The organism is Micromonospora sp. WMMD710, assembly GCF_029626045.1.
Classification (GTDB): domain Bacteria; phylum Actinomycetota; class Actinomycetes; order Mycobacteriales; family Micromonosporaceae; genus Micromonospora.
Map to the genome: position 1 here is coordinate 6428476 of NZ_JARUBD010000001.1, position 14450 is coordinate 6442925.

At 72.7% G+C, this 14450-nt stretch carries 11 protein-coding genes; 5 read left to right on the forward strand and 6 right to left on the reverse strand.

What is annotated here, in order from left to right:
• Positions 1–65: 65 nt before the first annotated feature.
• Entirely contained in the window at positions 66–1607 is a 1542-nt protein-coding gene (locus tag O7620_RS29845) for a glycosyltransferase (RefSeq protein ID WP_278127206.1), read from the reverse strand.
• A 231-nt stretch (positions 1608–1838) separates the two neighbouring features.
• Between O7620_RS29845 and O7620_RS29850 the strand changes: the two genes are divergently transcribed.
• The 5 genes from O7620_RS29850 (at position 1839) to O7620_RS29870 (ending at position 6012) form a co-directional block, all read left to right on the forward strand.
• Positions 1839–2753, forward strand: a complete 915-nt coding sequence (locus tag O7620_RS29850; protein ID WP_278126449.1) for an ABC transporter ATP-binding protein — start codon at positions 1839–1841, stop codon at positions 2751–2753.
• On the forward strand, positions 2746–3654 hold the full coding sequence (locus O7620_RS29855) for an ABC transporter permease (RefSeq protein WP_278126451.1): 909 nt from the start codon (positions 2746–2748) through the stop codon (positions 3652–3654). Before O7620_RS29850 ends, O7620_RS29855 begins: the two co-directional genes overlap by 8 nt.
• Entirely contained in the window at positions 3651–4562 is a 912-nt protein-coding gene (locus O7620_RS29860) for an ABC transporter ATP-binding protein (RefSeq protein ID WP_151491138.1), read from the forward strand. The genes O7620_RS29855 and O7620_RS29860 overlap by 4 nt, the downstream gene beginning before the upstream one ends.
• 4 nt (positions 4563–4566) lie before the next feature.
• Positions 4567–5277, forward strand: coding sequence for an ABC transporter permease (locus O7620_RS29865; RefSeq protein ID WP_278126454.1), 711 nt, complete (start codon positions 4567–4569; stop codon positions 5275–5277).
• Positions 5278–5367: 90 nt separating this feature from the next.
• Complete coding sequence (locus O7620_RS29870) at positions 5368–6012, forward strand: hypothetical protein (protein WP_278126456.1); 645 nt, start codon at positions 5368–5370, stop codon at positions 6010–6012.
• Positions 6013–6061: 49 nt separating this feature from the next.
• On the opposite strand, the gene valS is transcribed toward O7620_RS29870, so the two are convergent.
• From valS to O7620_RS29895, 5 genes are read right to left on the reverse strand one after another with little or no spacing between them, the layout of a single operon-like run.
• On the reverse strand, positions 6062–8626 hold the full coding sequence (gene valS, locus O7620_RS29875) for a valine--tRNA ligase (protein WP_151491141.1): 2565 nt from the start codon (positions 8624–8626) through the stop codon (positions 6062–6064).
• A 55-nt stretch (positions 8627–8681) separates the two neighbouring features.
• A complete protein-coding gene (locus tag O7620_RS29880) occupies positions 8682–10562 on the reverse strand; it encodes an ABC transporter ATP-binding protein (RefSeq protein ID WP_278126458.1) in 1881 nt (626 codons plus the stop codon).
• A complete protein-coding gene (locus tag O7620_RS29885) occupies positions 10559–12397 on the reverse strand; it encodes an ABC transporter ATP-binding protein (protein ID WP_278126460.1) in 1839 nt (612 codons plus the stop codon). Before O7620_RS29885 ends, O7620_RS29880 begins: the two co-directional genes overlap by 4 nt.
• Before the next feature lie 37 nt (positions 12398–12434).
• Complete coding sequence (locus O7620_RS29890) at positions 12435–12944, reverse strand: methylated-DNA--[protein]-cysteine S-methyltransferase (RefSeq protein ID WP_151491144.1); 510 nt, start codon at positions 12942–12944, stop codon at positions 12435–12437.
• The gene (locus tag O7620_RS29895; protein WP_278126462.1) at positions 12941–14419 is read right to left on the reverse strand and encodes an AlkA N-terminal domain-containing protein; all 1479 of its coding nucleotides are present in this window, start codon (positions 14417–14419) and stop codon (positions 12941–12943) included. The genes O7620_RS29890 and O7620_RS29895 overlap by 4 nt, the downstream gene beginning before the upstream one ends.
• Positions 14420–14450 lie beyond the last annotated feature (31 nt).

Below are 14450 nucleotides of genomic sequence, written 5' to 3' on the forward strand. Positions count from 1 at the left end.
GCACACAGTTTCGCAGCCGACGGCCAATCGGTCGAGGGCGCCACTCCACGACCCGGGCGGGCGGATCAGCCGCGGATCCTTCGGCCCACCGCCGAGCGCACCCGGTTCCACACCCGCTCGTCGCGGATCCGGTTCCACACCCTCCGCTCGTCGCGGATCCGGGGCCGCGCGCCGTCGGCCCGGCAGATGAACACCAGCGGCAGCCGCGCGTCCTCGGTCCAGCCGGCGTTGGTGATCCGGGCCTTGAGGAGCCAACTGCCCCGGGTCCGGCCACCGTTGAGGGCACCGAAGTCGATCGTGGTGGTGGCCCGGTGCACCAGGTGGACGGTGTCCGCTCCGGACGGCGCGGCGACCCGCTCCGTCCGGTAGGTCACCGGCAGGAAGATCTCGTCACCGGTCTCCCGCCGACGGGCGACCACATCCAACCGGGCCTTGCGGACCTGCGCGGTGGAGTCGAGCACCTCAGGGGTGATCTCCTCGATCGGAAGCACCAACACGTCCCGGCCCTCGTCGGAGCGGAAACTAACCGGCTGGTCCACCGAGCGCAACTCGGCGGCGACCGTCATCGTGACGGCCCGGTCGGCGTGCTGGATTTCGTCGATCGCGCCGTGCGCGGCGATACCCGCCTCCCAGCGGGCCAGCCGACGCAGGTCCGCGATCCGGCCCCGCTCGGCCAGGTACGCCACGGCCCGCAGCAGGGGCGGCAGACCGGCCGCGACGCCCGGCGCGAACCGGTCCTGGATGACCTTCTGGGTCTCCAGCGCGATCTGCTCCAGCCAGTCCTCCGGAGCGGACAGCAGCCGCCTGCCGCGCAGCCGGTTGAGCATCTCGTTGCGCAGCCACCGCCGGTGCAGCCGGTCGCGCAGCGGACCCGGCTCGGTGTTGGCGTCGACGATGTCCAGGGCGTCCCGCACGCTCTCGAAGTAGCTCGACGGGTCCAGCCGGGCGGCGGTGACGTTGCGCGCGTCGGCGCGCTGCGCGTGGTGGTAGCAGGTGTAGTCGGACAATACGCAGGTGCGGCGGGACAGGAAGTAGGCCCGCACCACCACCGAGTGGTCCTCCAGGCGCCGCTTGCCGCCCTCCGGGAACCGCAGGCCGTGCTCGTCGAGGAACGCCCGGCGGAACAGCTTGTGGCAGGTGAGGCTGTCGATCAGCGGGGAGTTCTCCAGGGTGGCGTCGAAGCGGTTCTTGCGGAACAGCTCCCGCGGCACGGCGCGCCCGTGCCCGGCCATCTTTCCGACCACCACGTCCGCGTCGTACGTCTTCGCGCAGTCGTAGAGCCGCTCCAGCGCCTGGTCGGCGAACCAGTCGTCGTCGTCGGCGAAGAAGACGTACTCGCCGCGTGCGTGGTCGATGCCCAGGTTGCGCGGGCGCGACGGCCATCCCGAGTTCTCGATGTGCAGCACCCTGATGTGCGGGTGCTCGGCGGCCAGCCGGTCCAACCGCGCCCCCGTGCCGTCGGTCGAGCCGTCGTCGACGAAGATCGCCTCGAACTCACCGGCGGGTAACGACTGGCGCAGCAGCGAGTCGGCCAGCTTCTCGATGTGTGGACCGCAGTTGTACGCCGGCACCACGACACTCACCTTGGGGACGCCCACCTCGACCATCACGATCCCTCCCGCGTCGGCGACCGCCGCGACACTGCCCGGTGAACGGGAAGTGAATGGTGCCACCCCGGAGGAGACTTTCCCGAAGCGGGGTCGGGCCGAACGCGGGACCGGCGAAAACGTCGCGAACGCCCGTCGGCGGACCCTAGGGGTCCTGAGCCGCAAGGATCAGGGGGGTACCGGGGGCGCGCCGGTGTCCCCGGTGGGCATCGACTCCCTACGCTGAGCAGCGTGACACTGATCGCGACCCAGTCGCTCACCAAGACGTACGGAGGTCGGGTCACCGCGCTGGCCGACCTCACCGTCGCCGTCGAGCCCGGGATCATCGGCCTGGTGGGCGCGAACGGCGCCGGAAAATCCACGCTGATCAAGATCCTGCTCGGCCTGATCGCCCCGACCAGCGGCCAGGTCTCGGTGCTCGGCATCGATCCGACCGTCGACCCCGCGGCGGTCCGCGCCCGGGTCGGCTACATGCCGGAGCACGACAGCCTCCCACCGGACCTGTCCGCTGCCGAGCTGGTCACCCACCTCGGCCGGATGAGCGGCCTACCCCGCACCGCGGCACGCGAGCGGGCCTCGGAGGCGCTGCGCCACGTGGGGCTGTACGAGGAGCGCTACCGCCCGGTCGGCGGCTACTCCACCGGCATGAAGCAGCGCGTGAAGCTGGCCCAGGCGCTGGTGCACGACCCCGACCTGCTGCTGCTCGACGAGCCGACCAACGGTCTGGACCCGGCCGGCCGGGACGCCATGCTGGCGTTGGTGCACCGGATCGGCACCGAGTTCGGCATCTCCGTGCTGGTCTGTTCGCACCTGCTCGGAGAGGTGGAGCGGATCTGCGACACGCTCGTCGCCATCGACGGCGGCCGGCTGCTGCGCGCCGACCGCATCGACGCGATGACGACGGCCACCGACGTGCTCGCCGTGGAGGTCAGTGAGGGCACCGAGGAACTGGCCGCCCGGCTGGCCGCGCTCGACCTGCCGGTGGCACGCGACGGCCGGCTGCTTCTCGTCCCACTCGCCGACGACGGCACCTACGACCTGATTCTCGGTGCGGTCGCCGAACTGGACCTGCCGCTGCACCGACTCGACCAGCGTCGGCACCGGGTGGCCGAACTCTTCGCCACGAGGGAGCTCACCCATGCCTGAGCCGTCAACCACCGCCGTGCGCTCCGCGCCGAGCGGCGTCATCCACGACATCGGCTACCAGCGCTACGAGGGCCCGCGGCTGGGCCGGCGGCACGTGTTCGGCGCCCTCTACCTGCACGGGTTGCGGACCGCGTTCGGGTTCGGGCGCAGCGTCAAGGCCAAGATCTTCCCGTGGCTGGTGGTCGGGATCGTCACCCTGGTCGCGGTGGCCCTGGCCGCGATCCGCAGCCAGATCGGTGAGCCGGTCGCCACGTACGCCCAGTTCGCCGACTCGATGAGCTGGCTGGTCATCTTCTTCGTTGCGGTGGCCGCGCCCGAGCTGGTCTCGCGGGACCTGCGCAGCGGCGTCCTGCCGCTGTACTTCTCCCGACCCCTGCCGCGTGGCGACTACGCGCTGGCCAAGCTGCTGGCGCTGGTGACCGCGCTCTGGCTGCTGCTCAGCGGACCGCAGTTGCTGATGTTCCTGGGTGCCGCCCTCACCACCAAGCAGGGCATGCGCGGGGTGTGGAACGAGCTGCTCGACCTGCTGCCCGGGCTGCTCTACGCCGGGCTCTGGGCGGTGGTCTTCGCCTCGGTCGGGCTGCTGGTCGCCTCGCTGACCGGCAAGCGCGCCTTCGCCGCCGGTGGGGTGGTGGCGGTCTTCCTGATGACCACCCCGATCGTCGGGGTGCTGAGCATCCTGCCGTCGCGCGCCGCCAACGAGCTGGCCGGGCTCGCCTCGCCCTCCACGCTGGTGCAGGGGGTGGGCATCTGGTCGCTGGGTGACCTGCTGGTCGAGGGCGATCCGGGCGAGATGATGATCGGCGGGTTCGGCCCGGTCTACGCCCTGGCCGCCGTGCTCCTGGTCGCCGGCGCGACCGCCCTCCTGCTGGCCCGCTACCGGAAGGTCGCCTCCTCATGAGCACGCTGAGCCTGACCGGGGTGTCCCGGTGGTACGGCAACGTGGTCGCGGTCAACGACATCAGCATGGCCCTGGGGCCGGGCGTGACGGGGCTGCTCGGCCCGAACGGCGCCGGCAAGACCACGCTGCTGCACATGATGGCCGGGTTCCTCGCCCCGTCGCGCGGCACGGTGACCCTCGACGACGAGCCGACCTGGCGTAACCCGGACGTCTACCGGCGGTTGGGGCTGGTCAGTGAACGGGAGGCGGTGCAGAGCTTCCTCACCGCGTACGAGTTCGTGCTGGCCTCCGCGAAGCTGCACCGGCTGGCCGACCCCGCGGCGGCGGCCCGGCGCGCGATCGACCTGGTGGAGCTGGAGTCGGCGCAGGACCGCCGCATCGGCACGTACTCCAAGGGCATGCGGCAACGGGCCCGGGTGGCCGCCGCGATGGTGCACGACCCGCAGGTGCTGCTGCTCGACGAGCCGTTCAACGGGATGGACCCGCGGCAGCGGCTGCACATGATGGACCTGCTGCACACCCTGGGTGACGCCGGCCGGACGATCCTGTTCAGCTCGCACATCCTGGAGGAGGTCGAGCAGATCTCCGGGACTGTCCAGGTGATGGTGGCGGGCCGGCTGGCGGCCTCCGGCGACTTCCGGACCATCCGCCGGTTGATGACCAACCGGCCGCACGTCTTCGCGGTGCGCTCCACCGACGACCGGGCGCTGGCCGTCGCGCTGATCGCCGAGCCGTCGGTGAGTGGTGTCGAGTTGGACCGCACCGGCCTGACCGTGCGTGCCGGCGACTACGGCGCCTTCACCCGGGCGCTGCCCCGGATCGCCCTGAACCGGGGCATCCGGGTGCGTCAGCTGGTGCCGTCCGACGAGTCCCTGGAGAGCGTCTTCTCCTACCTGGTGGAGGCCTGAGAACATGTCGACCATTACCTGGATCACCGCGCGCGGGCTCTTCGGCCGGCGCCGGTTCCTGCTGCTGCTTCCGCTGCCGCTGGTGCTGCTCGGGTTGGCGGTGCTCTGCCGGTCCCTGAACGTGGACCCGGGCGAGTGGGGGCCACCGGTGCTGGTCGGCCTCGGCCTGGCCGTGGTGCTGCCGGTCGTAGCGTTGATCATCGGCACGGGTGTGCTGGGCGCCGAGATCGACGACGGCACGGTGGTGCACATCCTCACCAAGCCGCTGCCGCGCTGGCAGATCGTGCTGCCCAAGCTCGCGGTCGCCGCCGGGGTCTCCGCGGCCACCGTCGCGGTGCCGATCTACGTCGCGGGTGTGCTGGCCGATTCGGTACGCCTCGGGCTGGCGCTCGCGGTGGCGTCGGCGCTCGGCGCGCTGGCGTACTCGGCGCTGTTCCTCGCCCTCAGCCTCGTCACCCGGCGACCGGTCCTGCTCGGCCTGGTCTACGTGCTGATCTGGGAGGGCCTGCTGGGCAACTTCGTCAGCGGCACGAAGGTGCTCTCCATCCAGCAGTACGTGATCGCCCTCGCCGACCGGCTCGCCCCCACCGGGCTGCTGGAGACCAGCGTGTCGGTACCGGTGGCGGCGGTGATGACCGCGCTGGTCAGCGTCGGCTTCACCGTCCTGGCCGTCGACCGCCTGCGCTCGTTCAGCGTGGCCGGCGAGACGAGCTGACGGTGCGCCGTGCTGTTCCGGCCAGCCACCGCCCGGCGGTAGTGCTGGCCGGATGGACGGCCGGGGGCGCGACGGGCCACGCTGGTGGGCGTGAGCGTCGAAGCGGAGCGGATGTCGTTGTCTGACCCGTACTCCCGGAGCAGCCGGCCCTGGCTGACCAGCCTGGCGGTCGCCGGGCTGGCCTGCGCCACGGTCGCGACGGCCGCCCAGGGCAGCGGACGGTTCCACTGGTGGGCCGGTTTCATCCTGATCCCGGCCGCGTTGATCGCCGCCAGCGGCGGGCCGCTGCTGGCCCGGGGTGGTGGCCGGGCCTTCGCCGGGTACGTCATCGCCTGCGTCGGCACCCTGGTGTTCGCGGTGGGCGCGCTGCTGATGTTCGGTGTGATGGGTCGGGGGTGGCCGCTGCTGGTGGTGCTGCCCTGCCTCGCGGTCGCCGGCACCTACCAGTGGCGGGCCGCCCACCCGCTGGCCCGCGGCCTGCACCGGGCGGTGGCTCTGCTCGCGCTCACCGGCGCGTTGCTCGGGCTGACGCTGCAACTGATCCGGGTGGAGCTGATCCACCAGGAGACCGGCTGGTGGGGTGCGTTCCTCATGCTGGCCGGGGCGATAGTGCTGGGCAACGCGGTTGAGCTGACCCGGCACCGGATGCCGTACCGGCTCCAGGCGATCACGTTGCTGGTCGGGCCGGCCGTCGCCTCGATCCTGCTCGGCCTGCGCTTCCTGCGCGGCTGGTGACGACCCGTCCGCCGCCGCCCCCGGGGGGGTGGGCGGCGGCGGACGCGGGTCAGAAGGCGCAGGCGATGACGAGTTCCGGGGTCCGGTCCGGGAGCAGGTCGAGTTTGCCGATCCGGCCCGCCGCACGCACGTCGTCGGCGACCAGGGTGAGCTGTTCCAGCAGCGCCGCCGGGCCGAGCGCCTCGGCCAGCGGCACCTCGGCCTTCATCGACAGCTTTCGCTCAGACTTGGCCCTCCGCACCTGGCCCAACGCGTCACCGGCGAGCCGCAGCAGCGCGGGGTCTCCGGTGCCCTCGATCGTCCGGGCCACCTCGTACGTGGTGGGCCACGGCGCCCGGTGCACCGAGCCGTACCGCCACCAGGACCAGACCTCCTCGGTGACGTACGGCAGCACCGGTGCGAACAGCCGCAACTGCACCGACAGCGCGGAGGCCAGTGCCGCCCGCGCCGAGTCGGCCGCCGCCCCGGTGCCGTAGGCGCGATCCTTGACCAGCTCGATGTAGTCGTCGCAGAACCGCCAGAAGAACGCCTCGGTCACCTGCAACGCGGTCGTGTGGTCGTACGCGTCGAAGGCGGTGCTCGCCGTGGCGACCACGGTGGTCAGCTCGGCGAGCATGGCCCGGTCCAGGGGGGTCGTCGCGGGGGCGCGCAGTGCGTCCGCCGCGCCCAGCCCGAGTGCGAACTTGGACGCGTTGAGCAGCTTGGTGGCCAGCCGACGGCCGACCTTGATCTGCGCCGGGTCGAACGCCAGGTCCGTGCCGGGCTTGCCACTGGCCGCCCAGTAGCGCACCGCGTCCGAGCCGTGCTGCTCCAGCAGCGCGAGCGGGGTCACCACGTTCCCCTTGGACTTGGCCATCTTTTTCCGGTCCGGGTCGAGGATCCAACCGGACAGGACGGTGTCCCGCCAGGGCAGCACGCCGTGCTCGAAGTGCGACCGGACCACGGTGTCGAACAGCCAGGTCCGAATGATCTCCTGCCCCTGCGGGCGGAGGTCCATCGGGAAGACCCGCGCGAACAGGTCCGGGTCGGTCTCCCAACCGCCGACGATCTGCGGGGTCAGCGACGACGTGGCCCAGGTGTCCAGCACGTCCGGGTCGCCGATGAAGCCACCCGGCCGGCCGCGCTGGGACTCGTCGAACCCGGGCGCCGGGTCACTGGACGGATCGACCGGCAGCGCGGACTCGTCCGGCGTGAGAGGGTGGGACCAGTCCGGCTCGCCAGCGCTGTCGAGCCGGTACCACACCGGCACCGGCACCCCGAAGAAGCGCTGGCGACTGACCAGCCAGTCCCCGGTCAGGCCACCCACCCAGTTGTCGTAGCGGTGTTTCATGTGCGCCGGCACCCAACGCAGCTCCTCGCCCCGGGCCAACAGCGTCGCCCGCAGCTCGGCATCCCGGCCGCCGTTGCGCAGGTACCACTGCCGGGTCGAGACGATCTCCAGTGGCCGGTCGCCGCGCTCGTAGAACTTGACCGGATGGGTGATCGGGCGCGGTTCGCCGACCAGGTCACCCGCGTCGGTGAGCATCCCGACGATCTCCCGGCGGGCGCCGTTGACGGTCTGCCCGGCCAGCGCCGCGTACGGCTGGGCCGGCACCCCGGCCGGCGGCTCGGGGAGCAGGCGGCCGTCCCGACCGATCACCACCCGGGTGTCGAGGCCGAGATCGCGCCACCACGTCACGTCGGTCAGGTCGCCGAACGTGCAGACCATCGCGATGCCGGTGCCCTTCGCCGGGTCGGCGAGCGGATGGGCGTGCACCGGCACGTCGACGGCGAACAGCGGGCTGCGCACCGTGCCGCCGACCAGGTCGGCGTACCGCTCGTCGTCCGGGTGGCAGACCAGCGCCACGCAGGCCGGCAGCAGCTCCGGCCGGGTGGTGTCGATGAGCACCTCACGGCCGCCGGGCGCGGTGAACCGCAACCGGTGGTACGCGCCGGGCCGCTCCCGGTCCTCCAACTCCGCCTGCGCGACCGCGGTGGCGAAGCCGACGTCCCACAACGTCGGCGCCTGGGCCTGGTACGCCTCGCCGCGCAGCAGGTTGCGCACGAACGCCCGCTGGCTGGTCGCGCGCGCCACCCGACCGATCGTCGTGTACGTCAACGACCAGTCCACCGACAGCCCGAGCCGCCGCCACAGCGCCTCGAAGACCTGCTCGTCGGCGACCGTCAGCTGCTCGCACAGCTCGATGAAGTTGCGCCGGGAGAGCGGGGTGGGGTCGCGGCGTGCCGCCTCGTCGACCGGCGTCGCGGGTGGCCGCCACACCGGGTCGTACGGCAGCGCCGGATCGCAGCGCACCCCGTACACGTTCTGCACCCGACGTTCGGTGGGCAGACCGTTGTCGTCCCAGCCCATCGGGTAGAAGACCGCCTTGCCGCGCATCCGCTGATACCGCGCCACGGTGTCGGTGTGCGTGTACGAGAACACGTGGCCCATGTGCAGCTCGCCCGATACGGTCGGCGGCGGGGTGTCGATGGCGTACACGTCACCGCGCTGCTTCGCGCGGTCGAACGCGTACGTGCCCTCCTCCTGCCAGCGGTGCGCCCAGGTGTCTTCGAGCCCGTCCAGGGTCGGACGTTCGGGGACACCGGCGCGGGCCGTCCTCGCCGTATCGGTCATCCTGCGATCGTAGGCATCACCGGAGGGCCCAGCCACGTAGTTGCGTATCGCTGGCTCAGACCAACGAGTCGCGCCACTGGCGGTGCAGGGCCGCGTACCGTCCGTCCGCCTCGGCCAGCACGGCCGGCGGGCCGTCCTCGACGATCCGTCCGCCGTCGACGACGAGCACCCGGTCGGCGGTTTCCACGGTGGAGAGTCGGTGCGCGATCACCAGGGCGGTGCGGTCGTGCAGGATGGTGCCGAGCGCCCGCTGCACCAGCCGTTCGGTCGGCACGTCCAGCGACGACGTCGCCTCGTCCAGGATCAGCACCGCCGGGTCGGCGAGGAACGCCCGCGCGAACGCGACGAGCTGCCGCTGCCCGGCGGAGAGCCGGCCGCCGCGCCGGTGCACCTGGGTGGCGTACCCGTCGGGTAGCGCGGCGATGAAGTCGTGCGCGCCGATCGCGCGGGCGGCGGCCTGCACCGCGGCGTCGTCCGCGCCGGGCCGGCCGAACCGGATGTTCTCCGCCACGGTCCCGCTGAACAGGTGGTTCTCCTGGGTCACCAGCACCACCGCGCGGCGCAGGTCGGCGTCGCCCACGTCGCGCAGGTCGATTCCGTCGAGGCGGACCGTGCCGGTGTCCGGGTCGTGGAACCGGGCGACCAGCTTGGCGATGGTCGACTTGCCGGCGCCGGTCGGCCCGATCAGGGCCACGGTCTGCCCGGCCGGCACGGTCAGTTCCAAGCCGGCGAGGATCGGGGTGCCCGCGCGGTAGCCGAAGGACACCGCCCGGAAGGTCAGTTCGCCGTGACCGGGGCCGGCCGGCAGCGCCACCGGCCGGGCCGGCTCGGCGACGCCGGGCCGCTCGTCGAGCACCCCGGCGAGTTTCTCCAGGGCGGCGGTGGCCGACTGGAGCGAGTTGTAGAACTGGCTCAGCTCCTGCATCGGCTCGAAGAAGCGACGCAGATAGAGCAGGAACGCGGCGAGCACCCCGACCTCGGTCCGTCCGCCGAGCACCCGCCAGCCGCCGTAGCAGAGCACCACCGCCACGGTGACGTTGCCGATCAGCTTGATCGCGGGGGAGTAGGTGGCGATCAGGCGGAACGCGTGCAGGCTGGTCCGCCGGTACTCGTCGCCGAGGGCCACGAAGATCCGTTGGTTGCGGGGTTCCCGGCGGAACGCCTGCACGGCCCGGATGCCCCGCATCGACTCGACGAAGTGCACGATGACCAGCGCGACCGCCTCGCGGGTCCGCCGGTACGCGCCGGCCGACGCCCGGGCGAACCAGCGGGAGAGCCAGAACAGGAACGGGAACGCGAACAGCGTCACCGCGGCCAGCGGCAGGTCCAGCCAGAGCAGGATGGCGGCCACCGACAGGATCGACAGCGCGGCCAGCACCAGGCTGTCGATGCCGCCGTCGACGAGTTCCGCGATCGAGTCCAGGTCACTGGTGAGCCGGGAGACCATCCGACCGGACGTGTACCGCTCGTGGAAGCCCACCGACAGTCGCAGGAAGTGGCCGAACACCCGCTGCCGCAGGTCCAGCAGGACGGCCTGGCCGATCCGGGCGGAGAGGGTCAGGAAGCCCCGGCGGGCCGCATACTCGGTGACGGCGGCGGAGGCGAACGCTCCCGCGACGGCGGTCAACGGGACCGGGTCGCCGGCCCGCAGCGGCGCGATGCACCGGTCGATGCCGACCATGACCAGATACGGGCCGGCCATCGCGGCGGCGTTCTGCGTCAGCAGCAGGCCGACGGCGGCGGCGAGCCGGCGTCGGTGCGGGCGGAGCAGGTCGGCCAGCAGGGTACGACTGAGTCGACGCAGTCGTTGCACCGCCTCCGGGCTGCTGTCCTCGGCGCGGCTCCGGTCGGCCTCCGGGTCGGTGGCCGTCCCGCGCCAGCGGGTCAGCTCCGGTTCGTCCCCGGGTGGCGGGTCGGCCTGCTCGGGCACCGTCACGAGCGCACCAGCCCCCACCCGTCCGGGGTGGACGCGGCCGGCGGTGGCTCTCCGGCCGGCGGTTCGGCGGCGAGCAGTGCCCGGTACGCCGGCACGCTGGCCAGCAGCTCGGAGTGCCGGCCGATCGCGGTGATCCGCCCGTCGTCGAGCAGGGCGACCCGGTCGGCGAGGGCGATCGTCGACGGGCGGTGCACCACCAGCAGTGCGGTGCTGCCGCGCAGGACCCGCCGCAGGGCCGCCTCGACCAGCGCCTCGGTGTGCACGTCGAGGGCGGACAGCGGGTCGTCCAGCACCAGCAACGCCGGATGGCCGAGCACGGCGCGGGCCAGTGCGAGCCGCTGCCGTTGCCCGCCGGAGAGCGACAGCCCCTGCTCACCCACTCTCGTGGCCAACCCCCACGGCAGGTCGTACGCGAAATCGGCCTGCGCGAGCGCGAGCGCGGCGCGGACCTCGTCGTCGCCGGCGTCCGGGCGCCCCAGGGTGAGGTTCTCCCGGATCGACATCGAGAACAGCGTCGGCTCCTCGAACGCCATCCCGACCAGCCGGCGCAGCGAGTCCAACCGGAGGTCGCGCAGGTCGTGCCCGTCCAGGGTGATCCGGCCGCCGGTCACGTCGTACAGGCGGGGCACCAGGGAGAGCAGGGTGCTCTTGCCGCAGCCGGTGGCACCCACCAGGGCCAGCGTCTCGCCCGGCTCGATGGTCAGGTCGACCTCGCGCAGCACCGGGGTGGCGGCGCCGGGGTAGCGGAACGCCACCCGTTCGAAGCGGAGCCGGCCGACGACCGCGTCGCGGGGCAGCACGAGCGCCTCGGGCGTGTCTACGATCTGCGGCGGGGTGTCCAGCACCTCCTGGACCCGGTCGGCGGCGGTGGCGGCCTCCTGGCCGTTGGCGATGATCCAGCCGAGCGACTGCACCGGCCAGATGAGCATCAGTTGCAGACTCACGAACGCGACCAACTCGCCGATGGTGAGTGCGCCCCGCGCGGCGGCGGCCGCCCCGGCGACCAGCACCACGCCCAGGGTCACGTTCGGCACCAGGTCGAGCAGCGCCGAGGTGTTGGCCATCAGCCGGCCCTTGCCCACGCCCGTGTCGTGCAACGTCCGGGCCCCGCCGGCGAAGCGGGCGGCCAGCTCAGGCCCCCGGCCGTACGCCTTCATGGTGCGCAACCCCTGCGCGGTCTCCTCGACCAGGGTCGCCACGTCGCCCTGCTGGTCCTGCATCCGGCGCGACGCGGCGTGGTAGTGCCGGCCGAACCGGCGGCTGATCAGCAGCAGGGGCACCGCGCTGGCCGCGACCAGCAGCCCGAGCGCCGGGTGCAGGTGCACGAGCAGCGCCACGACCACCACGTAGGTGGTGAGGTTGAGCAGCAGGAAGAACACGCCGAAGGAGAGGAACCGGCGGATCACCGACAGGTCGCTGGTGATCCGGGAGAGCAGCTGACCGGACTGCCAGCGGTCGTGGAAGCTGGTCGGCAGCCGTTGCAGGTGGGCGTAGACGTCGGCGCGCAGTGCCGCCTCCATGCCCACCGCGGACGAGGACTGCACCCACCGGCGGATGAAGATGAGCACCGCCTCGACCACGCCGAGCAGCAGCGCCAGGCCGCCGAGCTGGACCAGCCCGCCGGGCTCGTGCCGGGCCACCGGCCCGTCCACGACCCGCTGCACCACCAGGGGTACGGCGATCCCGGCGGCCGTGCCGGCGAGCCCCGCGACGAGCAGCCAGGCGAACTCGGCGGCGAACGGGCGCAGGTAGTGGCGCAGCCGCCAGAGGTTGTGCACGGGGTGGGGGCCCGCGGCGACCCGGGCGGCCGGGTTGCCGTCGTTCTCCGCAGGCACTATCCGACGGTAGCGTCAATAGCTGTCGATGCCAGTGTCAGCTTGTTGTCAACCGCCGCTCATGACCGAGAAGCCACTTCTTCACGTCCAGCCCCCAGCGGTAGCCGCCGAGTGTGCCGTCGGTGCGCAGCACCCGGTGGCAGGGCACGAACAGTGCGGCGGCGTTGCGGGCGCAGGCGGCCGCGGCGGCCCGTACCGCCGGTGGTCGACCGGCCAGCGCCGCGTACCCGGTGTAGGTGACCGGGGTGCCCGGGGGCACGTCGCGCAGCACCTGCCAGGCGTGCGCCATGAACTCGCCGCCGGTGCGCTGCCGCACCGGGACCGCGTCGATGGCGGCCAGGTCACCGTCCAGGTAGGACCGGACGGCCGCGCTGATCGGGCCCAGGTCGTCCCGCTGACGCAGGGGCGCGCGCAGCGTGGGGTGCACCAGGGGCAGCAGCGCCGCCGGGTCGGGAGTGAAGCCGGCCGCCCGTACGTCGCCGTCCGGGCCGGCGAGGATGCTCAGTGGGCCGGCCGGGGTGCTCACCACGGTGCTGTCGATGCTCATGCCGCTCTCCAGAGTCTGGTCGTGGCGTAGGACCGCCAGGGACGCCAACGCTCGGCGTACCTCTCAAGGGTTGTGGGGTTGTCGGACAGGCCGAGCGCGGCCGCGCCGCGTCGGACCGCGAGGTCGGTGCCGAGCAGGACGTCCGGGTCGCCGAGGGCGCGGATGGCCAGATAGTTGGCGGTCCACGGACCGATACCGGGCAGCGCGAGCAGCCCGCGAACGGTCTCCTCCCGGTCGACGCCCGGCGCAAGGTCGAGGCTCCCGTCGACGACCGCCCGAGCCAGAGCCCGCAGGGTCTCGCGCCGCCCACCCGGCATGCCGAACCCCGCGTCCGGCACCCTCAGTAGTTCCTCCGCGCTCAAGAACCCCCGCAGGTCCCCCCGGTGATCATGAGGTTGGCCGGGAGTTCGATCTCCGTTGGCCTCGTCAACCTCATGATCAACGCGGTGGGCGGTGAGGCGGGTGAGGGTTTTCTGGGCGGAGAGCACCGAGACCTGTTGGCCGATGATGGCTCGGACGGCCATTTCGAAGCCGTCCACCGCCCGGGGGACCCGGATGCCGGGCTCGGCTGCCACCGCCCGGGCCAACGCCGGGTCCGTTGCCAGCGTGGCGTCGATGGCGGCCGGGTCCGCGTCCAGGTCGAGCAGGCGGCGGCAACGGGCCACCGCCGGCGCCAGGTCGCGCAGGTCGGTCAGGCGCAGCGTCGCCGCCACGTAGCCGTCCGCCGGGGTCAGGGCCACCTGGCCGGCACCGTGCGGCAACCGCAACCCCCGGTGGTACGTCCCGTCGCGCACCTCATCCACACCCGGCAGCGCCCGCAGCGCCAGGAAGTCCAGCAACGCCCGGGCGTGCAGCGGCGGGCGGTACGCCAGCCGTAGCGAGATGGTCCCCGCCCCAGATGGTGCCCGCTGCCGGCCACGGGCCGTGCGCAGCTCGGACGGCGCGCTCGCGTACACCTCGCGGACCGTGTCGTTGAACTGCCGCACGCTGCCGAAACCCGCGGCGAACGCGATCTCGGCCATCCCGAGGTCGGTCGTCTCGATCAGGATCCGGGCGGTCTGGGCCCGCTGGGCCCGGGCCAGCGCGAGCGGGCCGGCACCCATTTCGGCGCGCAGCATCCGGTGCAGGTGCCGCTCGGTGTAGCCGAGCCGGGCGGCCAGCCCCGGGACGCCACCGCGGTCGACCACACCGTCGGCGATCAGCCGCATCGCCCGGCCCACCACGTCGGCGCGGACGTCCCACTCGGGCGAGCCGGGTGCGGCGTCCGGCCGGCAGCGGCGGCAGGCGCGCAGCCCGGCACCCTGCGCCGCGGCGGCGGACGGGAAGAACCGGACGTTCTGCCGCTTCGGTGTGGTGGCCGGGCAGGACGGCCGGCAGTAGATCCCGGTGGACGTCACGCCGGTGTAGAACCAGCCGTCGAACCGCTGGTCACGGCTGTCCACGGCCCGGTAGCACCGTTCGAAGTCCATCTCCACGTCACCGATGATGCCCCGTTCGGTGGGGCCT

Bases quoted from the DNA above. Each gene is read 5' to 3' on its own strand.
- valS (WP_151491141.1), bottom strand. From the start codon at position 8,626: ATGACCGATACGGCGAGGACGGCCCGCGCCGGTGTCCCCGAACGTCCG.
- O7620_RS29865 (WP_278126454.1), top strand. From the start codon at position 4,567: ATGTCGACCATTACCTGGATCACCGCGCGCGGGCTCTTCGGCCGGCGC.
- O7620_RS29855 (WP_278126451.1), top strand. From the start codon at position 2,746: ATGCCTGAGCCGTCAACCACCGCCGTGCGCTCCGCGCCGAGCGGCGTC.
- O7620_RS29860 (WP_151491138.1), top strand. From the start codon at position 3,651: ATGAGCACGCTGAGCCTGACCGGGGTGTCCCGGTGGTACGGCAACGTG.
- O7620_RS29845 (WP_278127206.1), bottom strand. From the start codon at position 1,607: ATGGTCGAGGTGGGCGTCCCCAAGGTGAGTGTCGTGGTGCCGGCGTAC.
- O7620_RS29890 (WP_151491144.1), bottom strand. From the start codon at position 12,944: ATGAGCATCGACAGCACCGTGGTGAGCACCCCGGCCGGCCCACTGAGC.